This window comes from Kibdelosporangium aridum, assembly GCF_900176515.1.
GTDB classification, from domain to species: domain Bacteria; phylum Actinomycetota; class Actinomycetes; order Mycobacteriales; family Pseudonocardiaceae; genus Kibdelosporangium; species Kibdelosporangium aridum.
In genome coordinates, this window is sequence record NZ_FWXV01000012.1 from 218013 (window position 1) to 239164 (window position 21152).

The 21152-nt window shown below is 66.9% G+C and carries 19 protein-coding genes; 8 read left to right on the forward strand and 11 right to left on the reverse strand.

Features of this window, described 5'->3' with window-relative positions; all coding sequences use genetic code 11:
• Positions 1-18: 18 nt before the first annotated feature.
• Together B9C43_RS45985 and B9C43_RS45990 are read right to left on the reverse strand one after the other, a co-directional pair.
• The gene (locus B9C43_RS45985; RefSeq protein WP_084433653.1) at positions 19-4251 is read right to left on the reverse strand and encodes a DNA/RNA non-specific endonuclease; all 4233 of its coding nucleotides are present in this window, start codon (positions 4249-4251) and stop codon (positions 19-21) included.
• Positions 4252-4318: 67 nt separating this feature from the next.
• Positions 4319-5389: a hypothetical protein gene (locus B9C43_RS45990; RefSeq protein WP_235039230.1), complete on the reverse strand. Its 1071-nt coding sequence runs from the start codon at positions 5387-5389 to the stop codon at positions 4319-4321.
• A 174-nt stretch (positions 5390-5563) separates the two neighbouring features.
• Between B9C43_RS45990 and B9C43_RS45995 the strand changes: the two genes are divergently transcribed.
• Positions 5564-8620: an RICIN domain-containing protein gene (locus B9C43_RS45995; RefSeq protein WP_160097180.1), complete on the forward strand. Its 3057-nt coding sequence runs from the start codon at positions 5564-5566 to the stop codon at positions 8618-8620.
• A gap of 68 nt (positions 8621-8688) precedes the next feature.
• Here the strand turns inward: B9C43_RS45995 and B9C43_RS46000 are convergent, their stop codons facing one another.
• Both B9C43_RS46000 and B9C43_RS57920 read right to left on the reverse strand, forming a co-directional pair.
• Positions 8689-9924 (reverse strand): cation:proton antiporter, encoded by a 1236-nt coding sequence (locus B9C43_RS46000; RefSeq protein ID WP_084433655.1) that lies wholly within the window; start codon positions 9922-9924, stop codon positions 8689-8691.
• 6 nt (positions 9925-9930) lie between these two features.
• Positions 9931-10083 carry a hypothetical protein gene (locus tag B9C43_RS57920; RefSeq protein WP_033388410.1) on the reverse strand — a complete coding sequence of 51 codons (153 nt, stop codon included), beginning with the start codon at positions 10081-10083 and terminating at the stop codon, positions 9931-9933.
• Between the two features lie 115 nt (positions 10084-10198).
• On the opposite strand from B9C43_RS57920, the gene B9C43_RS46005 reads away from it, so the two are divergent.
• Positions 10199-10624: a hypothetical protein gene (locus B9C43_RS46005; RefSeq protein WP_200826007.1), complete on the forward strand. Its 426-nt coding sequence runs from the start codon at positions 10199-10201 to the stop codon at positions 10622-10624.
• Between the two features lie 29 nt (positions 10625-10653).
• Complete coding sequence (locus tag B9C43_RS46010) at positions 10654-10995, forward strand: hypothetical protein (protein WP_033388409.1); 342 nt, start codon at positions 10654-10656, stop codon at positions 10993-10995.
• Here the strand turns inward: B9C43_RS46010 and B9C43_RS46015 are convergent.
• The 5 genes from B9C43_RS46015 to B9C43_RS46030 form a co-directional block, all read right to left on the reverse strand.
• A complete protein-coding gene (locus B9C43_RS46015; protein WP_033388408.1) occupies positions 10978-11859 on the reverse strand; it encodes an AraC family transcriptional regulator in 882 nt (293 codons plus the stop codon). The two genes, B9C43_RS46010 and B9C43_RS46015, sit on opposite strands and share 18 nt — an antisense overlap.
• A gap of 208 nt (positions 11860-12067) precedes the next feature.
• The gene (locus B9C43_RS57925; protein ID WP_200826008.1) at positions 12068-12211 is read right to left on the reverse strand and encodes a hypothetical protein; all 144 of its coding nucleotides are present in this window, start codon (positions 12209-12211) and stop codon (positions 12068-12070) included.
• Between the two features lie 58 nt (positions 12212-12269).
• Positions 12270-13463 carry a PP2C family protein-serine/threonine phosphatase gene (locus B9C43_RS46020; RefSeq protein WP_084433656.1) on the reverse strand — a complete coding sequence of 398 codons (1194 nt, stop codon included), beginning with the start codon at positions 13461-13463 and terminating at the stop codon, positions 12270-12272.
• Complete coding sequence (locus B9C43_RS46025; RefSeq protein ID WP_033388407.1) at positions 13460-13903, reverse strand: DUF2243 domain-containing protein; 444 nt, start codon at positions 13901-13903, stop codon at positions 13460-13462. The genes B9C43_RS46020 and B9C43_RS46025 overlap by 4 nt, the downstream gene beginning before the upstream one ends.
• 35 nt (positions 13904-13938) lie before the next feature.
• Complete coding sequence (locus B9C43_RS46030; protein WP_033388406.1) at positions 13939-14649, reverse strand: AfsR/SARP family transcriptional regulator; 711 nt, start codon at positions 14647-14649, stop codon at positions 13939-13941.
• 193 nt (positions 14650-14842) lie between these two features.
• Between B9C43_RS46030 and B9C43_RS46035 the strand changes: the two genes are divergently transcribed.
• Together B9C43_RS46035 and B9C43_RS46040 are read left to right on the forward strand one after the other, a co-directional pair.
• On the forward strand, positions 14843-15706 hold the full coding sequence (locus B9C43_RS46035; RefSeq protein WP_033388405.1) for a manganese catalase: 864 nt from the start codon (positions 14843-14845) through the stop codon (positions 15704-15706).
• 368 nt (positions 15707-16074) lie between these two features.
• On the forward strand, positions 16075-17322 hold the full coding sequence (locus tag B9C43_RS46040) for an Nramp family divalent metal transporter (RefSeq protein ID WP_235039231.1): 1248 nt from the start codon (positions 16075-16077) through the stop codon (positions 17320-17322).
• Here the strand turns inward: B9C43_RS46040 and B9C43_RS46045 are convergent.
• Together B9C43_RS46045 and B9C43_RS46050 are read right to left on the reverse strand one after the other, a co-directional pair.
• Positions 17319-17945 carry a dienelactone hydrolase family protein gene (locus B9C43_RS46045; RefSeq protein WP_033388403.1) on the reverse strand — a complete coding sequence of 209 codons (627 nt, stop codon included), beginning with the start codon at positions 17943-17945 and terminating at the stop codon, positions 17319-17321. The genes B9C43_RS46040 and B9C43_RS46045 overlap by 4 nt on opposite strands.
• Positions 17946-18006: 61 nt before the next feature.
• The gene (locus B9C43_RS46050) at positions 18007-18855 is read right to left on the reverse strand and encodes a glycosyltransferase family 2 protein (protein ID WP_143447071.1); all 849 of its coding nucleotides are present in this window, start codon (positions 18853-18855) and stop codon (positions 18007-18009) included.
• A gap of 92 nt (positions 18856-18947) precedes the next feature.
• Between B9C43_RS46050 and B9C43_RS46055 the strand changes: the two genes are divergently transcribed.
• The 3 genes from B9C43_RS46055 (at position 18948) to B9C43_RS46065 (ending at position 21146) form a co-directional block, all read left to right on the forward strand.
• On the forward strand, positions 18948-19142 hold the full coding sequence (locus B9C43_RS46055; protein ID WP_084433848.1) for a DUF2795 domain-containing protein: 195 nt from the start codon (positions 18948-18950) through the stop codon (positions 19140-19142).
• A 115-nt stretch (positions 19143-19257) separates the two neighbouring features.
• A complete protein-coding gene (locus B9C43_RS46060; protein ID WP_084433659.1) occupies positions 19258-20055 on the forward strand; it encodes an SDR family NAD(P)-dependent oxidoreductase in 798 nt (265 codons plus the stop codon).
• Complete coding sequence (locus tag B9C43_RS46065; RefSeq protein WP_084433660.1) at positions 20055-21146, forward strand: magnesium and cobalt transport protein CorA; 1092 nt, start codon at positions 20055-20057, stop codon at positions 21144-21146. Before B9C43_RS46060 ends, B9C43_RS46065 begins: the two co-directional genes overlap by 1 nt.
• Positions 21147-21152: the final 6 nt, after the last annotated feature.

The following is a 21152-nucleotide window of genomic DNA, read 5'->3' on the forward strand; positions in this document are numbered from 1 at the left end:
CGGCAAGGCGTGACGTCATCAGATCAGACAGTCAGCTGGTTTTGTGGCAGTCTCGGTGTTCTCCATCATCCCGATGCACCGGAAGTCGGTCTTCATTCCGTACGCATAGAAGTACATCCTCTCCGGCACCGCGGGATCTTGCCCGTAGTACGGCAGTACCGCCATGTACACCCGGTCACCGGCTTTCAGCGCCCGCCGGACCTTCGCTTCGAGATAGAGGTTGATCCATCGCCGGTTCACCGTTCTGAACTGCGGCACGATGTTCTTCACCTCGTTCGACCCATAGAAGGCCGCCCCGATGATGTGCCCCTTGTCATGCTTGCTCGGGTCAAGGCCGGCAGGTGTGGCCGGGTTTCCCGGTATGCCCGAGGTCTTCAGGACACAGGCTGCGCCGCCCGTGGCTCGCAGTGCTGGACCGAAGTCATGCATCTTGGTGTTGAACTCCCACCGGTCGGTGCCAGCCGAGCAACTCTTGTCCCTTCTCTTGTCCTCATCTTCCAGCTTGGGGAACAGGGGGTCGTGCAGAGCGAGAGGGAACGGGATCGGATTGCTCCGCGTCTCCCCCGGCTTCGGCGACTTGGTCGGGTCCCACAACTGTTCCTGGTCCACGTCGCAGCGCGGCCCCTGAGCCTTCGAACCGATGCCGGTCTTGCACTTCTTGATGTAGCGCTGGACGTACTCCTTGATCTGCTTGGCCACCCGGCGGCCGAGCGTCACGACGTCCTTGAAGGTGCGCAGGCCCTTGACGATCTTGACGGCCGTTGAGACCGCTTCAGGGATCTTGGACAGCACCTTGGCCAGCCTGGCGATCGGAATCGCGTTGAGCACCGTCATCACGCACGCGATGAAGTCGCCTTCGGTGAAGCAGCGCTTGGCGTCGGTGTAGCCGATCAGGTCGAGCAGGATCTGCCCGCCCTCGGCCTCGATGTAGGACAAAAGGGTCTTGTTCGCGTTCGCCCGTGCCGTGTTGAACTCGTCGATCCCCTGCTGTCCCCGCGCTTCCCGCAGCGCCTGTTCCTCTTCCGGTGTCAGGCCGGAGATCTCGGACTCGTCGGTGATGACTTCCTCGATCTCCCGCCGGTTCCGTTCTTCGGCCTCGCGCCGCAGTTGCTCAAGCATCTGGGCGAGCATCGCCTCGACGTTCTTGGCACTGGCCTCGGCGTTGGCCGCGCTCTTCTCGGCTTCTCGCGCGTAGTTCTCGGCGTTCTTCGCCGATTCCTCAGCCGCCAGGGCATGCTCGTTCGCTCGGTCAGCGGATTTACGTGCTTCATCGGCGTCGATCTGCGCCTGGGCGGCCGCGGCCCTTGCCGCGTCGGCATCCCGGGTGGCACGGTTAGCGGCCGCCCTGGCTTCATCCGCCGCACGAGTCGCGTTGTTCGCCGCCTGACGTGCCGCACGAGCATCGGCCTCAGCCTGATCGGCAGCACGGCCGGCCAATGCCGCGTCCGCCGCTGCCTCGTTGGCCGCAGCGCGAGCGGCCAAGGCATCAGCCTGTGCCTGCGCGTCCACCGCGTTGGCTTGTGCCGCCGCAGCACGGGCTGCGGCTCCATCCACCGCGGCAGCCGCAGCCGACACTTGCGCCGCCGCCGCGGATTTGGCTGCCTCTTGCGCGGCTTTCGCTGCCTCGGACGCGGAGTGGAACGCTGGGGCGATCTCACCCTGGGCGGTCTCCGCTGCCGCTGCCGCCTGCCTGGCCTGCTCGGCGGCGTTCGCCGCGGCCTGGTTCGCCGCTCGCTGGTGTGAGTCACCGAGGTCACGGGCCCGTGCGGCCACCATCGCGACGAAGTCAGCGTCCACATCGGACTCAGCGAACGGGCTCGTCAGGTCGATCGCGGTGCTCGCTGGGGTGGCGATCGCCGAGGATGACCGCGTCGCCGCGGCAGCCGACCGGGTCGCGATGCCCGCTTGTGTGGCCGCTGTGGCCGCCTCGATGGCCGAAGCGTTGGCCTCGTCCTGCGTCCGCCGGGCCGCGTCGAGCGCCTGGACTGATTCCCATGCCGCCTGGTTGGCAAGTTCGACGGCTTTGCGGGCGTTGTCGGCCGCACGAGCCTCCTGCGCCGTGGCTTCCTCAGCCGAAGCGTTCGCCCTGATCGCCTCGGCGTGGACCGCCGCTGCTTCGGTCTCGGCCTGGTTGGCCGCCTGATTCGCCCGCGCCGCAGCCGCTTGCGCCTCATTGGCCGCCGCACGTGACTTCTCCGCAGCGGCTTCAGCCTCGTTGGCCGCTGCTCTTGCCGCTGAAGCAGCCGCCTGCGCACGGTCCGCTGCCGCACGGGAACGTCCCGCCGCGGCATCGGCCGCAATGGACGCCGCACGGGACTGCTCAGCGGCCGCACCGGCATCGTTGGCAGCAGTTCGTGCGTCGTTGGCTGCCTGGCGGGCAGTGGTGGCGTCAGTCCTGGCCTGCTGAGCCGCTACCCGTGCCGCCTCCTTCGCCTGCGGGGTGGCGTCGGCCATCCCAGCAGCCCGCTGGGCCAAGTCCTCCAGCGCCTTGGCCTTCTTCTCGGCGGTGTCCGCCGAGCGGCTGGCCTCCTCAGCCTGTTGCCTGAGCTGATTCGCCTGCGACGCCAGATCCTGGGTGTGTCTCATGGCGTCCAAAGCGGTCTTCTCCTGGGCGCGGGCACCAGCCGCGGCATCCGCCGCGATCTGCTCCTGTGCTTGGGCATCCCGGCGCTTCTGCGCGGCAGTACGTTGCAGCGCCTCGGCGTCCTGACGCTTGGCGGCCGCGACACCCGCCTCCCGCTGGGCGATCGCCCGTTGTGCTGCCGCTTCCCGCTGCTTGGCCTCGGCCTCGAGGCGTTTGCGCCCGGCTTCGTCACGCCACCGCTGGGCCTCGTCGCGCTTCTCGGCAGCGGTGTTCCGCTCGACTTCAGCGGTCGTCCTGGCCCGCTTCACGTTCTCTGCGTGCGCCTGCGCCCGAGTCAACGCGGTTTCCGCGTCAAGGCGCGCCTGCTTGGCTCGCGCAGCCGCGTCCGCCGCGGCGAGAGCTTGTTCCTTCGCCGCCGTGGCGAGTTCCTTGGCCGAGTCGGCGTGGGATTTGGCGGTCGCGTTCCACCGCTTGGCGTTCTCCATGTGCGCCTTGGCCTTCTCGGTGGCGTCCGTGGCCGCGGCCTCAGCCGTGATCGCGTCCACCGCGTGCACGGCCGTCTGCGTGGCCAGCTTGGCCGCCTCCGCGGACGCGCCCATGCCCTGCACGACCTTGGCCCACTGCGCGCCATGCGGCATCTGGTTCTCTACCAAGATGTTCGCCTGGGTACGCGCCACGTTCGCAGCACTCTGCGCCGCGGCCGCGTCCGTCACCGCGTATCCGAGCTGGCGCGCGACATCGTCCTTGGCCCGCTGGTACAACTCGGCGTGATACGTGCCCCCGGCCAGGTCCGCGGCCAGGACCCTGGCCGCCTCACGGGAGGCGTTCGCCGCCAGCGTCATGTCATTCGCCGTGCGCTCCAAGAATTTCAAGCCATCAGCGTGCGCGGCGAGCAACGCCGTCCGGGCACGCATCGCCCGCGCGGTCCGCTGCGCCAGCTCCGAGGCCGCCGCGGCCTCTTTGCGCTGCCGCTCCAGCTCCGCGAGCTGCCGTTCCCGCTCCTCGGCATCGCGCTGGGCCGCGGCCAGATAGCCGGTCCTGAGGAACTCCTCGATGGCCGCATCCCCTTGTGCCAGTGCCGCTTTCGCCGCCTTGGACACCTCAGGGCCACCGAGCTGGGCGGCCGTCTGCACGTGCGCCCGCCGACGGTCTTTCAGCTCCCTCTCGTGAGCGCCGTTGCGCCGATCCTCTTCGGCGGCGATATCCCGGCCAAACGCCAGGAACTCCTCGCGGGCGCGCGCATCACCCCGCAGCGCACGGTCGACCGCGGCCCGGAACGCGGGGCCACCAGTGCCCGCCAGCGGCTGGATCTGCGCCCGGTTGGCGGCGTCAGCGTCTTCCTTGCGCTTCTTCGCTTTCGCCTTCGCCGCTGGATAGCCGACGTCGAAGAAGATCTGCGCCGCGGCCCGGTCCCCTGCTTCGAGCTTGCGCAGCGTCTCCCGTGCGGCCGTACGAACCTCTTCGTCCTCGCGGTCGGACCCGGCGATATCGGCGATCAGGTCCCGCTCCAGCTGCGCGAGCAGCTGCTCCTGATCGGGATCCGGCTCGTTCTGCACCTGGGACTGTTCCACGCGCTCTGGCGCGGCTGTCGCGCTCCCGTTGACGATTCCCGCGAACAACGCGACAACCACAGCGAGAACAACCGGTCTTCTGGGTAATTTTTTCATGCCGAAGAAAGCCTGCTCTCCAAGCCGAAAGAGGGATGAGTTATTTCAGGAGTTACTAAAAGGACAGTTATGCCGGGGCGGTCATTCGGGCATGGCCTTCGTCGGCCTCTTTTTCGACATTGACCCAGTGCAGCCGTTCACCATCGGCCACTGTGCCGTCACCCGTCCAGGCGCCACGATTCTTGTCGGCCGTTGCCGCGATCGCGGCCCAGACCGGATCGGAACCCGATTGGGCCCGCTCGATGACGGTTCGCCAGTACCGCGCCTGCTCGGCGCACGCCGCCGCTTCGTCTTCCCATGCCTGCCGCGCGACTTCGGCCTTCTCCTTGGTCGTCGCCCAAGCACGGGCGGCGACCGCACGAGCGATCTCGGCCGCGGTGCCGCTGGCCGCCAGCGCCTCACGCTCGGCATCCTTGGCGTCGAGGACCAGCTGCTGGATCACCGCGTGGAACTGGACACCCGCCTCGAGGGTGCGCATCCGGTAGAGGTCGATGTCCAGCGCGGCCGCGGCCATCCAGTCGGACGCGAAGAACACCCGCAGGTCGGCCTCCGTGCCGCCGTTGCGCATCGCGTGCTGCGCGGCGAGCCGCACGTGCTGGCCGGGATCCAGCTGAGCCAGCAGCCGCACGAAGTCCCGATCCACTTCGAGGATCTGCTGTTTGTGCTGCTCATCCGCCTCGCGAGCGGCGTCGTCCAGCGCCTTCGCCTCAGCGAAACCGACGCGGGCGAAGTGCTCCTGAACCACGGGGCCTTTCTCGATGGCTTCCAGCGCCGCGGCGTGCACTCGCGGCGAGAACTGCGCTGTGTAGACCTTGGCGATCCGGTGGGCGAAATCCTTGTTCCGCGCCTCCTGCTTCTCGGCCAGCCGCTTGGCCTCGTTCAGCCCGGTCAGGATGTACCTGAGCAGTGCCGCGTCACCATCGGCCGACCGCAGCGCCCGCCATGCCGATGCCCGGACGAGCTCCTGCGAGTGAATGAGCGCGGTCGTCCGGACAATGCGGTAATAGGGCGAACTCTCGATACCTGAAACACTCGCTATTTCCGCCGCGGCTAGCCCGTTCGCCGCAGCGACATTAGTCCCAACGCCACTGATCAATACCGCAACAAGAAGGACATTGACCGTCAAGCGTAATTTCATCCCCAGTCCCCCCGGAATTGTGCGCAGACAGCGAAACTCGGGCGACTATGGCATACGTCGGAGTCACTCGTAAAGAACCCTTGTCCAGGGTTCAGCCGAGGCGGAAACGCTTTGACTAGCGCGCGTTAAATCCGAACACTTCGGGTCGCGCGTTCATCCAAGGGGAGGATGTCCTTGAACAGATTCAGAGGTTCCGCCGTGCCCACGGCACGGCACCAGGGAGCCTTCACAAGATTCATCGTCGGCACCGCGATGGTCGCGGCTGCCGGCGTCGCTTTACCTGAGGTCGCACTCGCGGCGCCGCCACAAGCCGCGGCGGCGGCCGAGGACCCGTCGAACGATATCCAGCGGGCCGACGCCGCCGCGCTCGTGGGTGTCACGCTGGACCCCGACTGGCTCGGCCAGACCGAGCGCGGGTTCGTCGCGAAGATCTACTACAAGGCAGACGAGCTGGACCGCAACCGGCCACTCGAACCCATGCACCAAAAGAAGCGAGAGGCGGCCATCGCCGCACTCGCGATCGACGGCGAAGAGGCCAGCAGCCGGTTCATCAAGACCGGCATCCACGCGGCACACGCCGAAGACCACCGGCTCATCACCGAGCGCAACGAACGCCGACGCGCGGAATACGAGACCAAGGCCAAGGCCCTGACCGCGATCTCCCTGCCGGTCAACGAGACCGTCCTGGCCAAGTCGGTGTACGACTTCATCGTCCACATCGACCTCAACGCACACACCCACAACAACATGGCCGTCCGGGCAGCCGCCCGGATCGCGTTGCAGGGCAACGCCGAGGCACAGTGGGACTTCCTCAGGGTCGGCATCCACACCGAGCACAGGAACGACACCAACCGGCTGATCCAGGAGCGAGCCGACAAGACCGAGGCGGAGAAGGAGGAGCTGCGCAAAGAAGCCGCCCGGCTGTCCGTCGCGGGGTTCGCCATCCAGGTCGACTCCGCCGAAGCAGTGCGGCTGAGCAAGATGTCCAACCAGCAGTTCGTCTGGGCGGTCTGGAACGCCGCACCCAACGGCAGCGAGGTCTACAAATCCGCCGAGGCAGCCGTCCGCGTCTTCACCGAGGCCGCGTTCACCGCCTTCATCAACGAAGGAGCAGTCGCCGCACGCCTGCGCGACATCAGAAACCACCTGGCCAGAGTGGACGAGGAACGCACCCGTCAGATCGTCGAGCTGCGGACCCGGGCGGACAAGAGCCTGGTCTACCCCGAATTGGTCAAAGCCGCCGACGCCGCCCTCGCCGGTACCCCGGATGACCGTACCGAGTTCCTGGCCACTGGGCAGTACCAGCACCGCACTCAGACGTTGCGGATCAACGCCTACAACGGTGTGGACTCCTACGTGGCCGATCACGGCGGTACACCGGTGATCGTGCCGTGGCGCAAAGACACCACCGAAGAGCAGAAGAAGCAGCAGCAGTGGAAGATCGAACCCGGGCTGAGCAACCCGGAATGCTTCTCCTTCCAGTCGGTCAGCCGCCCGCACAACTACCTCGTCCGGGATACCGGCCGCTACCGCGGCGCACCGGATGACGCCCGGGTTCCGGTGAACTACGGCGTTGACGGCAAGGTCGCCCCGACCGACGGCACCAGCCAGTTCAAAATCGACGCGACCTGGTGCGTACGCGGCAACGCGGACGCGATCGTCCTACGCCCTGTCGGCAACATGGAGAAATACCTCACCGTCACCGGCGCCGACCACGACAGCTTCACCAACATCCCCGCCAAGTGGGACGCCGAACCTCCGACGCCGCTGCTGCCGATGGACCGGCGCTACAACTCGGACGCGAACCTGCGTACCAGCCTGGGCAAGCCGACCGGCGAGGCGGTCCTGGACGCGAACAACCTCGGCTACAAACCATACGAGAAGGGCCGGCTCTACCTGACGTCCGACATGGTCAACACCGGCGGATCGGACTACCGGCGCATCACGGTGCACGTTGTCTACAATGGACCAGTCCTGGACAAGTTCCTTGCCGTCGGCGGCCCGAACGCCATTCAAGGTGAACTGTTCGACCAGGTGCCGACCAAGGACGGCAAGGGCCAGGTGATCCGGATCGGCAGGCCGGGCGGCGGATACTACCACATCATCTGGGGCCCGCAGACGGGTGCGCACGTGGTCTACGGTGCCGTCGGTAACACCTGGGCGGCCTCCGGCGGGGAGATCGGCCCGTACGGCTACCCGGTCACCGACGAGATCACGTACTCCCCAGGGGTCGTCTACAGCCGGTTCACCGGAGGCACCATCCAACACTCGAGCTCCGGCATCAAGGAGATCAAGGGCGAGATCCACCGCAAGTTCGCCGCGCTGGGCTTCGAGGAGGGTCTCGGCCTTGCCTATGGCGCGGAGGCGCCCTTCGGCACCGAAGGCGCTCGCTGGCAGATGTTCTCCGGCGGGTCGGTCATCATCACCCCGCGCAACGGCACCGTCGCGCTCACCGGTTCGATCGACCGGAAGTACCACAACGTCGGGCTCGCCAAACTGGGCTACCCGCTCTCCGACGCGCAGCCCACCGCGGACGGCGTTGGCAAGGTCGTCAACTTCTCCCTCGGTGGCGCCGCGATCTACCAGCACCCCACTACCAACGCAAGTCTGGTTTACGGTGCCATCGCGACGAAGTACCGGGAACTCGGTGCGGAGCGGTCGTTCCTCGGCTACCCGACGTCCGACGAGACCGCTCTGCCCAAGGGAAGCCGTAACACGTTCCAGAACGGCCGGATCGACGCCAGCAACGATGGCGGTACCACCAACGCGTACCAGACCACGACGGTCACCCACAAGGCGGTCGAGATCAAGGGAGTCCAATCCGGACGCTGCATCCAGACCGCCGGTCTGATCGGCCAGGAGGCGTTGAACAACCTCGCGGCCATGGAACTCTGGGACTGCGTCGCCGGCGTCAAGCAGATCTGGGACGTGGTCAGCATGGGCAACAACGTCTACGGGCTGAAGAACCGCCACTCGGGCAAGTGCTTGGACCTGCGTCAGGGTGAACTGCACAACCTCAACCCGATCGTCCAGTACGACTGCCACTTCGGCAGCACACAGCAGTGGGAGTTCACCACCGCCGCGAACGGCACTCTCGCCCTTCGCAGCGTGCACTCGGCCAAGGTGGTCGAGGCCTACAACCCTCCGGATCATGGGAACGCGACGGCGGTAAGGCAGTGGGCCGACCGCGGTGACCCATGGCAGCGCTGGACTCTGGTGCCGATGAACTGACAACCTCGTCAGGACAAGAGATCTCCGGACACGCGGCGGCGTGTCCGGAGATTTCGTCTATAGCGGACTCATGTGGCGTCGCGGGCCCTGATCCTGTCCAGTACGTGCATCGACGGCGACGCGGTGATGCCGTGCACGATGATCGAACCGATCACCACCATCGCCACGATCCGCCACAACGCTTCCGGTTGAGTGAAATGCCCGGACGACACGGCGTACGTCAGGTAGAACAGCGAACCCACCCCGCGGACGCCGAAAAACGCGACCACCATCCGTTCTCTCGGACCGGTACGAGCCCCGATCAACCCGACCAGCCCCGCCAACGGCCGTACCACGAGCAAAACAGCCGCGGCAACAAGAACTTCCTGCCATCGCACGCCCGCGAGCAACCCGGTCGCCACCGAACCACCGAGCAGGAAGATGATCAGGACGGTGAGCATCCGTTCGGTCTGCTCGATGTACTGGTGCAGAATCCGGTGATAGCCGTGTGATCGTTCGGCCGCACGCACAGTGCACGCGCAGACGAACACCGCCACGAACCCATATCCCTCAACCAGTTCAGTCAGGCCGTAGGTCAGGAACACCGCTGCCAGCGCGACAAACCCCTCAGCGTGTTCGGCCAGCCGGATCTTCTCGGAACGGACGCTGAAGAACATCTTGCCGAGCAGCCAGCCGATCGCCAGTCCGAACACCACACCGACACCCAGCCGCCACGCCACGTCGACGGCGACCCACTCCAGCACCCAGCCCGGCGCCGTCGTGGTCAGCGCGATCGCCAGGTAGGTGAAGGGAAACGCCAGGCCGTCGTTCAGCCCGGCCTCGGAGGTCAACGCGAACCTGGTCTCGTCGTCGTCCTGGTCCTTGTCGTCGGCGGGCTCGGCGACCTGGACCTCGGTGGCCAGCACCGGGTCGGTGGGCGCGAGCGCGGCACCGAGCAGGGCCGCGGCCGCGGCCCCCAGCCCGAGCACCGCCCAGCCGAGCAGCCCGACGGCGAGCATCGACAGCGGCATCGTGATCGCGAGCAATCGCCAGGTCGTGGCCCATCTCCGCCAGCCGACCGGCCGGTTGAGGGCCAGCCCGGCGCCCATCAGCGAGATGATCACGCACAGCTCGGTCAGGTGCTGCGTGGCGCTGGCGTGTTTGATCGGGTCCGGATCGGGCAGGCTGTCGATCAGCGCGAACGCCACCGCCCCGACCGCGAGGAACACCATCGGCATCGAGACCGGTGCCTTGCCCAGCAGCCTCGGCAGCAACGCCGCTGCCAGCATTGCCGCGCCCGCGGCGGCATAGACCAGTGCAGCCATGCAGCCCTATCGACGTGCCCCTCGGCGCAAGTACCCCCACGCGCCCGTGGCCAGGAACAGCACGATGCCGATGATCGCCAGCCAGATCAGGCCCTTGATCGCGAACCCGAGTACGGACAAGGCCAGCCAGATCACCAGCAGCAAGACGATGAAGCCCACGGTACGGCCCTCCGGCGCTCGATGATCACTCCGCCGACCGGATACCCCGCAGGTCACGCCGTCAACCAGGGTCGGCTGTCAAGCGGAAGCGGCCACGCGGTGCGACCATCGAGTGATGACATATCCGGAACCTGATCCGCAGCGGACCAGACCGTTACCTGGCCAGAGCGCAGGCCAGGAAGGTGGTCAGGCGACACCGGCCGCAGCGGAGGACGCCAGAAGAGCGCAGCGGGTGCGCACCGTCCGGATGGTCCGGGCGGCCATCACGTTCGTCTGCGGGCTGTTCGCGGTCGTGCTCGCCTTCCAGATCATTTTGGTACTCGCCGAAGCGAACCCGGACAACGGTTTCGCGTCGTTCATCGACGGCTTCTCCGGTGCGGTGTCGCTCGGCTTCGACGGGTTGTTCGCGCCGGACTCCGACAAGGCGGCGGTGCTGTTCAACTACGGCGCCGCGGCGCTCGTGTGGCTGCTGATCGGCGCCGCACTCAACTACCTGGTCCGTCGCTTCGCCTTGCCCGCGCCGAGGCCACCCCAGGCTTGAGCGAGGTGCGGAATGGATATCCCGTGAGCATGGCCGACTTGGATGACCCCGACCTGGATCAGCTCAGTGCGTTCGTGCTCGCCCGGCTCGACGACGACGAGCGCCGGTTCAACGCCGGTGAGCTGCCGTACCTCGACGAAGCCGAACGGCACGGCCGGATCCGGATCATGTACGCCACCCAGGGCGAGGGCCTGTTGGTGGCGGCCGATCCGGTGGAGACGCCGGAGGAACGCGTCCCTGTCCCGTTTCCCGACAAGGTCGCGTTCCTCCGCGCGGAGGCCAGGGTCATGCGTGACCCGGACGTGCTGCGGCTGGTTGCTTCCGTGTACGACGCACACCCCGATTGGGACTCCCTACGGCTCGGCACGTAGCCGGGTGGCGTCCTGGCTGGGTGAGGCGCCGAACTGGCGGCGGTATTCGCGGCTGAACTGCGACGTGCTCTCATAACCGACCAAGTGCGCCACGCCTGAGACATCTCCGGCGCGGGCGACCAGCAACGAGCGCGCCTCCTGCAGCCGGATGCGTTTCTGGTACTGCAACGGGCTCAGCGTGGTGACGGCGCGGAAATGCCTGTGCAGCGCGGACTCGCTCATCCCGGCCAGTCGCGCGAGGTCCGGGATGCGGATGGGCTCGGCGTAGTTCTCCCTGATCCACTGGATCACCCGGTTGACCTGGGACAGGGCACTGTCGGCCAACCCGGCCTGGCGGACCATCTCGCCGTGCGGCCCGGTCAGCAGGTGCCACAGGATTTCCTGCTCGATCAGCGGGCCCAGCACGGGCGCGTCCACCGGGCGGTCGAGCAGCCTCAGCAGCCGGACCAGGGCGTCAAGCAGGTCGGTGCCCGCGTCACTGGTCGCGATCGCGGGCAGATCGGCTGAGCTGCCGGCCAGGCGTCCTGCGGGCAGCTTCAGCAGCAGCGGCGCGATGGCTTCCGGCCGCAGCACCAGGCCCAAGCCCATCGCGGGCGCGTGCCTGCTGACATCGACGAAGTGACCGGTGATGGGCAGGTTGGCGGTGACCACCAGACACTGCCCGGCGCGGTATTCCAGGACGTTGCCGCCCAGCAGGATGCGTTTGCCGCCCTGGGCCAGTACCACCAGCAACGGCTCGGTCAGTGCGTGCTCCGGCACCACCGAGTCCACTTTGGCCAGTGTCAGCCCGGGGATCGGAGTGCCCAGGTCCGGGCGGGCGTGCACCTCGATGAGCTCGCGGATCTCGTCCAGGACGGTACGCATGTTTTACTAAAACATCGCCTGGCGTCGGCGGACAAGGCGACCTCGGGCAGACTTCGTTGCCCAGTTCACTGTGGAATGCGTGGTCGCCCAGCAACGGCGGAAGCTCCTTGCCCTGGGCCAGTTCCATGTCACCCAGGCCAATGGTCTGTGGGGAATCCTTCAGGGGTGCGGGTTCGCAGGTGTCCTGCGGTCATGTCCAAGCCCGCTGTCAGCTGTCGTCACCGCGATTCTTCTCCGTCTCGGCGAGGTACTCGTCGATCTGCTCGGCTGTCGGGTCGACACCCACGGCTTCGGCGAACTCTTCCGGGTCTTCGAAGTCGTCGACATGTGGTTCTTCGTCTGGCCCTGTCATCACACAACACCTCCACTGTGGCCTCTGGTGAATACCCACGGTGTGCACGGGACAATCCTCAGCTCATCACGACCATCCGGCGCTCCCGGCGGCTGCGCCATTCCACCAGCAGCACGGTCGCGTCGTCCTGCAACCGGCCGCGCTGGTACGCCAGGATCTCGTGCATGAGCCTGCGCAGGGTCTCCGGCGCGGACAGCCCGTCGGCCTCGCGGCGGACCACGAAATCGGCGAAGCGGTGCAAACCGAACTGTTTCCCGGAGTGGTCACGGGCCTCGACGATCCCGTCTGTGTAGAACAGCAGCCGGTCCCCCGGTTCCAACTGCTGCTCGCGGCGCACGGGCTGGACCGGGAACCGGAAGCCCATGGGCGGGCTTGTGTTGCCGGACAGCTCTTTCAGCCACCGGCCCTGCCGGATCAGCAGCGGCGGCGGGTGGCCGCGGTTGACCCAGCTGAGCCGCCCGGTCCGGTGGTCGAGCTCGGCCAGGATGCCGGTGGCGAACTGGCGCTTGCCGAACTGCGCGCCGATCGCCTCGTCGATGGCGATGCTCAGCTGCGGCAGGCTTGCGTTCTCCCGCCGGGAATTGCGGCACGTGCCGACAGCGAGCGCGACGGTCAAGCCGGCCGTCTGATCGTGTCCCATGGCGTCGAAGATCGACAGGTGCACCGTGTCGCCCGAAACCGCGTAGTCCAACGCGTCACCGCCGATCGCGTAGGCGGGTTCGAGCAGGCCGCTGATCACGAGGTCATCGGTGGCGAACGACAGCGGCGGGATCAGCGGCCACACCATTTCCGCGGACATCGACATGGATCGGGTCCGCACAAGCCTGGCGAATGAGTCGCTGTGCGGCTTCTTGCTGACCACAATCAAGGCGATCAGCGACGCCAGCGCACGCAGTCGCTCCACTGTGGTCACATCGTGCACCGGTGACGCCACACCGAGCACGCCCACTCGCTCGGTCCCGTCCAGCAAGGGGACCCAGAAGTGGTAGCCCGCGGCCGCGCGATCGGACGTGATCAGTTCGACGTGCCGGTATGACCGGCCGGCGAGGCCCGCGTCCACAGATGACACCTCATCCCGGCCCAGCGCGATCAGGTTTTCCTGGCGCAGGTCGGGAACAAGGATGGTCACGTCGGAGAATCCCGCTTCCGCGCAATGCTTTCCGACCAATCCGGGCAGCGTTTCCATGGGCGCCAGATGGCTTGCTTCGAGCAGGCCGGCCAGCATCCGGAAACCACCGCCGTCGGCCGTCATCCCGGCGCCTTCGCCCGGTGGCGGCCAAGCAGGGTGCCGATGGCGACGAACCCGGCTCCGACGGCCAGGAAAGCCAAGTCGTACGCGAGTTGCCCCGCTCCAGCACGGACATGGTGCACACCGAGCACCAAGTGGTCCACGGTGCCTTCGACAAGGTTGAACCAGCCCCACCCGGCGAGCATCCAGCCGAACGCACGACGGCCACGGTCGGCCGGGGCCTGCGGCGCGGCGTGCACCAGCAGCGCGATGCCCGTCATCACGAAGATCAGGCACAGCAGGTGGAACAGGCCGTCCGCGACCATGTTCGCCTGCATGTCCGCCGGGTACCAGCCGGAGAGCATGTGATGCCACTCCAGCAGCTGGTGCAGCACGATCCCGTCGATGAAACCGCCGACGCCCAGACCGAGCAGCAGACAGGCGAATGGGAAGGCGGATCGCATGTCTCCGGCTACCCGGCACTGTGTGCAGGAAACAACTAGGCACCGGCCAGCAGGGACTTGACCAAGTCATGGATCTGCGGTGACGGGCTGAGGCCGAGTTCGTCGCGCAGACGCGTGCGATAGCTCGCGTACTGGCGCACCGCAGCGGCCGGGTTGCCGTCGGCGATGTGCAGCTCGACCAGGGTCCGGTGCGCGCTTTCCCGTAGCGGATCCGTTCGTACGACCGACATGGCCGCCAGATACGCCCGATGCCGGTCGCCGGATGACCGGAACCGATGGCTGAGAGCCTCGAGGGCACGTAACCGCGCCTGGCGCCACCAGTCCTGTTCCGCGTGCACCCAATCGTGGTCCCAGCCTGGCAGCAAATCCGCTTGCAGCAACGTGACCGCGGTTTCGTCCGGGTGGCAGCCAGGTGCCGTGACCACGGCCGCCAGTTCACGCGCCCGGCGGAAGTCGACCTCCACGCGCGCGTCTAGAGCGAGCGCGTCTTCACTGGACACGACCAGCGGTTCGGATGATTTGACCAGGCGCCACAAGGTCGACCGCAAGCACGCCGCAGCACGCCGGGCTGTCGTGTCCGGCCACAGCGTGGCGGCCGCGGCGGCGCGTTCGATCGATGTCTGCTGAAGCGCGAGCAGCGCCAGAAGCCTGCGTACACCGGGCACAACGTGCACCGGGCGGCTGTCACAGTCGAGACGAAAGCCGCCGAGCAAGCGGATCCGTGGCTGTGGCGAGGTGTGTGTCATCGGCGTTCGTCCATCGGCTCGGGTTGGCGTCCAGACCCGTCGGATGCCCATGAAACGTGCTGTAACACGGGGAAGCAGCCAAATTTTTTCGACGCCTGACCAGCGGCGGTGACGCGCTGGTGGCACCGGTGAGGCGTCGCGGTCACACGGTGTTCCTAACGTCGGCGCTCTGCGAAAGTCCAAGGGAGGCAAGATGTTCCTGCACACCAGCAGGCTGCAGTTCGAGGCGAAGCCCGAGCGCCCGGACGCCCACTACGCCCGCAAGCTCCAGGAGCTCATCGGCGGTGCGTGGGGCGAGATGACCGTGACCATGCAGTACCTGTTCCAGGGGTGGAACTGCCGGATCGAAGGCAAGTACAAAGACCTGATCATGGACGTGGCCACCGAGGAGATCGGCCACGTGGAAATGCTCTCCACCATGGTCGCCCGGCTGCTGGAGGGCGCTCCGGCGCAGACGACGGCGGCGATGGTGGACAAAGACCCGGTACTGGCCGCGATCATCGGCGGAATGGACCCGCAACAAGCGATCGTCAGCGGCGGCGGGCCAACGCTGTCCGACAGCAACGGCGTACCGTGGAACGGCCGGTACATCGTGGCCAGCGGCAATCTGATGGCCGACTTCCGGGCGAACGTGGCCGCCGAGGCACAAGGCAGGCTGCAGACCGCGCGGCTCTATCACATGAGCGACGACCCAGGCGTGCGCGCCATGCTCAAGTTCAACCTCGCCAGAGACACCGCACACCAGAACATGTGGCTCGCGGCGATCGAAGAACTCCAGGAGGACGGCCTGGAGGGCCCCGTGACCCCGAGTGCGTTGTTCGACGAGGAGTACCAAGAACACGCGAGCACGATCTGGCACAACTCCGACGGCACGGCGGGCCCCGAAGGCAGGTGGGCCAGCGGGCCCGCACCGGACGGGATGCGCGAGTTCTCCTACAAGATGGACCCGGAACCGTTGGGTGACAAGGCGTCGGCTCCGAAACCGGACCCGCTGCTGTACGCGACCAGCCCGGAAAACCTCGGCCTGATCGAGAAAGCGATCAAGAAGCTCACCTGAGGTGCCCACTGGCAGGGCTCACGGCAAAGGCAGACGCTGCCGCGAGCCCTGCCCCGGCCTATCGAGAAATGACGCCACTTCACAAACTCACCCAAGGTGCTCCACCAGCAGAGCCTCCAGCAAACGGCGGGCGCCGCGGGCCCTGCTCAGGCTTGGCCGAGCCCTACCCCGCCGCTCGAGAAACAGTCGCATGATCGCCACTCCCCAAGCGATCAACAAGCTCACCCGAGATGCCCGCCAGCATGGGCTTTCCGCACAGCGCCAGGCGCCGCGCCCTGCTCAGACTTTGCCGCGAGCCCTGCCTCCGCTACCCGAGAAGAACACTTGCACGATCGCCACTTCAGAGGCGATCAACGAGCCCACCCAAGGTGCCACTCGAGGAGAACGCCTGCATGGTCGCCACTTCAGTACGAACCCCTGTCACCGCAAGGCTGCGGACAGCGGCCACGGTGATGGGTCCGGCGTTCGTCGTCGCGGTCGCCTACGTCGATCCCGGGAACTTCGCCACCAACATGTCCGGTGGGGCGACCCACGGCTATCTGCTCCTGTGGGTCATCGTCAGCGCGAGCCTGCTGGCCATGTTCATCCAGTACCAGTCCGCCAAACTCGGCGTCGTCACCGGCCGGAACCTGCCGCAGCTGTGCCGTGAGCACTACTCCCGGCCGGTCACCGGGATGCTGTGGGTGCAGGCCGAACTGGTCGCGATGGCCACCGATCTCGCCGAATTCGTGGGCGCCGCAGTGGCGCTCAACCTCTTGTTCGGCATACCGCTGTTGCCCGCGGCGGTCATCACCGCGATCGTGTCGGCGGGCATTCTCATGCTGCAACCGTTGCGGCGTAGGCGGTTTGAGGCGGTGATCATCGGCCTGCTCGCCGTCGTGCTCGGCGGGTTCCTTTATCAGACCTTGCAACTCGGTCCGTTGACCGGGGCGGTCGGTGGGCTGGTGCCTGGGTTCGCCGGGACTGACAGCGTGCTGCTGGCCACCGGGATGCTGGGTGCGACCGTGATGCCGCATGTGATCTACCTGCACTCCGCGCTGACCCAGCAGCATCACGGGTCCAATCGCGACAGTGCATTGCGAACGAGCAAGGCCGACATCGCCGTCGCTCTCACCATCGCTGGTGTGGTCAACGTCAGCATGCTGGTCGTGGCGGCGGGCGCGTTTCACACGGGGACCTCTGCCCCGCCGGAGTCTCTCGAGCAGATGCACGGCGGCTTGGGCGACCTGCTCGGTCCCGGGGCGGCGTTGGCGTTCGCGTTGGCCCTGTTGGCTTCCGGGTTGGCGGCGTCCAGTGTCGGCACGTACTCCGGGCAAGTGGTGATGGAAGGGTTCCTGCGCCGCCGTATCCCGCTGAGTCTGCGCAGGCTCGCCACCATGGCGCCCGCCCTGGCCATCCTCGCACTGGGTGCCGATCCCACGCAGGCCTTGGTGATCAGCCAGGTCGTGTTGTCCTTCGGCATCCCGTTCGCTCTTGTGCCGCTCGTCCTGCTCGGCCGCCGCAGGGACGTGATGGGCAGGCACGCGAACAAGCGTCTCGTCACGGCGTTCGGCGTGACCGCGGCGGTGGTCGTCTCGGCGCTGAACCTGTTCCTGCTGGTACGAACCTTCCTCTAGCTCACGAGGTGCTTGTCGAACCACTCGACGGCCCGGCGTGCCACCTCGGGCAGCATCCCCGGTTCTTCGAACAAATGGCTCGCGCCTTCCACGACGTCGACCCGCGTCAAGGCCGTCATCCGCTGCGTCGCCTGCTTGTTGAGGTCAAGTACGGCCTGGTCGAGGCTGCCGACGATCAGCAAAGTCGGCGCCCGCACGCGACCCAGCGCGTCGTCACCGGCGAGATCAGGTCGTCCACCACGGCAGACCACGGCCCGCACCGACGCGGCCCGGCGTGCGGCCGCGACCAAAGCCGCGGCTCCGCCGGTGCTGGCGCCGAACAGGCCGACTGGCAGGCCAGGCACCTGGATCCGGGCCAGCTCGACCGCGGACACCAGCCGGTCGGCCAGCAGCGGGATGTCGAACCGGAACTCCCGTAATTCCTCCTGCTCGGTGAGCAAGTCCAGCAACAGGGTGGCGAACCTGGCGTCCTGCAACTCCCTGGCCACGGCCTGGTTGCGTGGGCTGTGCCGGGAACTGCCCGATCCGTGGGCGAAGACGACGAGCCCACGGGCGTCAGCGGGAATCACCAGGTCGCCCGGCAGTTCGACGTTGTCCCACCCCACACTCACCTGCATAGTCATCGCGTCACCCCTTCCGTGGTGTCGAGGGGTTACCCCTTCCACCCGGCGTTAGGCGCTGACCTCAGCCAAGAAGTTCCACCTGACGTTCCACCGACGGGGGCAGCTTGCGGCGCTGCTTGACGACTGCGGGCAAACGCAGCACCGCAGCGCCCAAGGCGGCCCGCGCGTCCGGATCACGCAATCCTCGCTTGGCCAACGACCAGGCGTGCGCGGAGGCAGCACGAAGCCGACGCCGTAGCCACGTGGTGAGCAGGTCGTTGCGCATCTCGGCTCGCCGGCGTTCCGTGCTCGGGCTGCGGACCGCCGAAGGCCAGTGATGTGCCACCGCGTCGGCCACGTAACAGCATTCCCACCCGGCTGCCGCCATGTCCCAGCAGAACAACCGCTCCTCCCCAGGGAAGAACAGCACCGGGTTGAAGCCGCCTACCTGCAGGAACGCTTCGCGTCGGACAACCGAGCCGCAGCAGACGAAACCCAGTACGGACGGGCCGGGCAAATCGCCTGCCTGGCCCAGTGCCGAAGAAGCCATCTCGTCGCACGTCGGGTCGTCCGTTCCAGTTGGATGCACCACGACCCTGGCTGCGATGACACCGAGCCGGGGATGCCGTTCGAACAGTTCCTCGGCTGTGCTCAACGCGTCCGGCGCCCACCAGGAGTCGTCGTCGCTGAACGCCACATACCGCGTGCGTGCCAAGCGGACACCGTGGTTACGCGCTGACGCACCAACATTGCGCCCCAACGACACCGTGCGCACCCACGGGAAGTCCTTCCGCATTCGACGCACTGTGTCGTCGGAGGAACCGTTGTCCACAACGATCACCGGGACGCGCAGCGGCTGCAGGTGCGTGATGGTCCGAGTCAGCTCGTCCACGCGGTTGCGGGTGGCGATCACCACCGTTGTATCAGCCACGTGACCATGCCTACCCAACCAGGATGGCGGAAAACGCGTTTTTCCTCGGCGCGGAAGGGTAGGCCTCGCTGCGGAGGAGAGGAGGTGTGAACATGGCGGACAACCCCAACCCCATCCAGATGCAGAAGTACCTCAGCGGGATCGACTACCCGGCGAGCCGGGACGACCTGGTGAGGCACGCCGAACAGCAGGGCGCGGACAGCGACGTGCTCGACAACCTGCGCAAAATACCTGACCGGGAGTACAACGGCCCGAACGCCGTGAGCCAGGAGTTCTCGCGGAGCTGAGGCGGAACTGATCCGGCGGCGGCGTGCGTCAGCGCCGCCGGACATCACAACAATCCACTGTGGTCACGGCGGTGGCGGCACGGTTCGCCGGCCGACATCCGGGTAGTCACCAGGCATGACATCGACAACGAAGAAACCGCTTGCCGTGGTGACCGGCGCGTCCAGCGGTATCGGGCTCGAACTGGCCAAGCAGTTCGCGCGCAACGGCTTCGACCTCGTGATCGTGGCCGAGGACGACGAACTGGACGCCGCGGCGGCGAGTCTGCGGGAACTGGGCGCGCAGGTTGACGCCGTGCACACCGACCTCGCACGCCCCGAAGGCGTGGAAGAGTTCTTCGTACGCGTCGCAGAGGCTGCGCGGCCGGTCGCCGCCGCGGCTGTCAATGCCGGTGTGGGCGTCAATGGGGCGTTTGTCGGCGAGACGGCCCTTGAAGACCATTTGCGTGTCGTCGACCTCAACGTCCGTTCCGCGGTGCACCTGGCCTACCTGCTCCTGCCCCCGATGGTCGAGGCCGGCGCCGGGCGGATGCTGTTCACCTCGTCGATCGCCGCGACCATGCCCGGGCCTTTCATGTCCGTGTACAACGCGTCGAAGGCGTTCATCAAGTCCTTTGGGCAGGCCGTGCGCGAGGAACTGCGCGACACTGGTGTCACAGTGACGACGTTGATGCCCGGTCCGACCGACACGGAGTTCTTCGACCGGGCGCAGATGCAGGACACCAAGCTCGGCCAGTCCAAGAAGGACAGCGCGGCCGAGGTCGCGGAGGAAGGCTACAATGCACTGATGGCAGGCAAGGACCACGTGGTGGCCGGTTCGGCCAAGAACAAGGCACAGACCGTCGCCGGAAACGTGCTGCCCGACAGCACGTTGGCCGCGCAGCACAGGAAGATGGCCGAACCTGGCTCAGCGTGATGTCTGTTGTGGACTGTGCCGTGTACGTGGACGGCAAACGGCTTCCCGGGCGGTGGTCGCACGCCGAAGCGATGGCCGAAGTGCACAAGCACGATTCGGGATTTGTCTGGATAGGACTGCACGAACCGGACGCCGCGCAGATCCAGGGCGTCGCCGAAACGTACGGATTGCACGAGCTGGCGGTCGAGGACGCGGTGCACGCACACCAACGGCCGAAGCTCGAACACTACGACGGCATGCTGTTCATGGTGCTCAAGACCTTGCATTACATGGCGCACGAATCACCGACCACGGCGAACGAGATCGTCGAGACGGGCGAGATCATGGCCTTCCTCGGCCAGGACTTCATCGTCACGGTGCGCCACGGCGACCACTCGGACCTGCGTGACGTGCGGCGTGACCTGGAAGAGCGACCGGAGCAACTGCGGGTCGGCCCCGCGGCGGTGCTGCACGCCATCGCCGACCGGGTCGTCGACAACTACCTGGCTGTCAGCGACTCGTTCGAGCGGGACATCGAGGAGACCGAGTCCGTGGTGTTCGCGCCCGGCGGCCCGATCGGTGCCGAGCAGATGTACCTGCTGAAGCGGGAAGTGCTTGAGCTGCGACGCGCGATCGCGCCGCTGGCGATCCCGTTGCGCAGGCTGGTCGAAACCGAGCTGCCCACGGTGCCACCGGAGGTGCGCTCGTACTTCCGGGACGTCGACGACCACCTCACGATGGTCGCCGACCGGGTGTCCAGGGCGGACGAACTGCTGAACACCCTGCTGGACGCGACGCTGGCGAAGATCTCGCTGCAGCAGAACAACGACATGCGCAAGATCACCTCGTGGGCGGCGATCATCGCGGTGCCGACGATGGCAGTCGGCGTGTACGGCATGAACTTCGATTTCATGCCGGAGCTGCGCTGGACCTACGGCTATCCGATCGTGCTCGCCGTGATCCTGGGCGTGTGCCTGCTGGTCTACCGGGCCCTCAAGCGCAACCGCTGGCTGGGGTCCGGACGGACCGTCATCTGGGTCGTTCCGCTGCTGGTGACGTGGCTCCTGCTGATCGTCCTGCAGATCTCGCTCGGATGGGGCCGTGCGCCCTGACTAGGC

Excerpts from the sequence above, each read along its gene's own strand:
- B9C43_RS46020 (WP_084433656.1), bottom strand. The coding sequence starts at position 13,463 with ATGACGGCCGACGGCGGTGGTTTCCGGATGCTGGCCGGCCTGCTCGAA.
- B9C43_RS46015 (WP_033388408.1), bottom strand. The coding sequence starts at position 11,859 with ATGCGTACCGTCCTGGACGAGATCCGCGAGCTCATCGAGGTGCACGCC.
- B9C43_RS45990 (WP_235039230.1), bottom strand. The coding sequence starts at position 5,389 with ATGAAATTACGCTTGACGGTCAATGTCCTTCTTGTTGCGGTATTGATC.
- B9C43_RS46000 (WP_084433655.1), bottom strand. The coding sequence starts at position 9,924 with ATGGCTGCACTGGTCTATGCCGCCGCGGGCGCGGCAATGCTGGCAGCG.
- B9C43_RS46045 (WP_033388403.1), bottom strand. The coding sequence starts at position 17,945 with ATGACTATGCAGGTGAGTGTGGGGTGGGACAACGTCGAACTGCCGGGC.
- B9C43_RS45985 (WP_084433653.1), bottom strand. The coding sequence starts at position 4,251 with ATGAAAAAATTACCCAGAAGACCGGTTGTTCTCGCTGTGGTTGTCGCG.
- B9C43_RS46010 (WP_033388409.1), top strand. The coding sequence starts at position 10,654 with ATGGCCGACTTGGATGACCCCGACCTGGATCAGCTCAGTGCGTTCGTG.
- B9C43_RS46035 (WP_033388405.1), top strand. The coding sequence starts at position 14,843 with ATGTTCCTGCACACCAGCAGGCTGCAGTTCGAGGCGAAGCCCGAGCGC.
- B9C43_RS46025 (WP_033388407.1), bottom strand. The coding sequence starts at position 13,903 with ATGCGATCCGCCTTCCCATTCGCCTGTCTGCTGCTCGGTCTGGGCGTC.
- B9C43_RS57925 (WP_200826008.1), bottom strand. The coding sequence starts at position 12,211 with ATGACAGGGCCAGACGAAGAACCACATGTCGACGACTTCGAAGACCCG.
- B9C43_RS46055 (WP_084433848.1), top strand. The coding sequence starts at position 18,948 with ATGGCGGACAACCCCAACCCCATCCAGATGCAGAAGTACCTCAGCGGG.
- B9C43_RS46030 (WP_033388406.1), bottom strand. The coding sequence starts at position 14,649 with ATGACACACACCTCGCCACAGCCACGGATCCGCTTGCTCGGCGGCTTT.
- B9C43_RS46005 (WP_200826007.1), top strand. The coding sequence starts at position 10,199 with ATGACATATCCGGAACCTGATCCGCAGCGGACCAGACCGTTACCTGGC.
- B9C43_RS46060 (WP_084433659.1), top strand. The coding sequence starts at position 19,258 with ATGACATCGACAACGAAGAAACCGCTTGCCGTGGTGACCGGCGCGTCC.
- B9C43_RS46065 (WP_084433660.1), top strand. The coding sequence starts at position 20,055 with ATGTCTGTTGTGGACTGTGCCGTGTACGTGGACGGCAAACGGCTTCCC.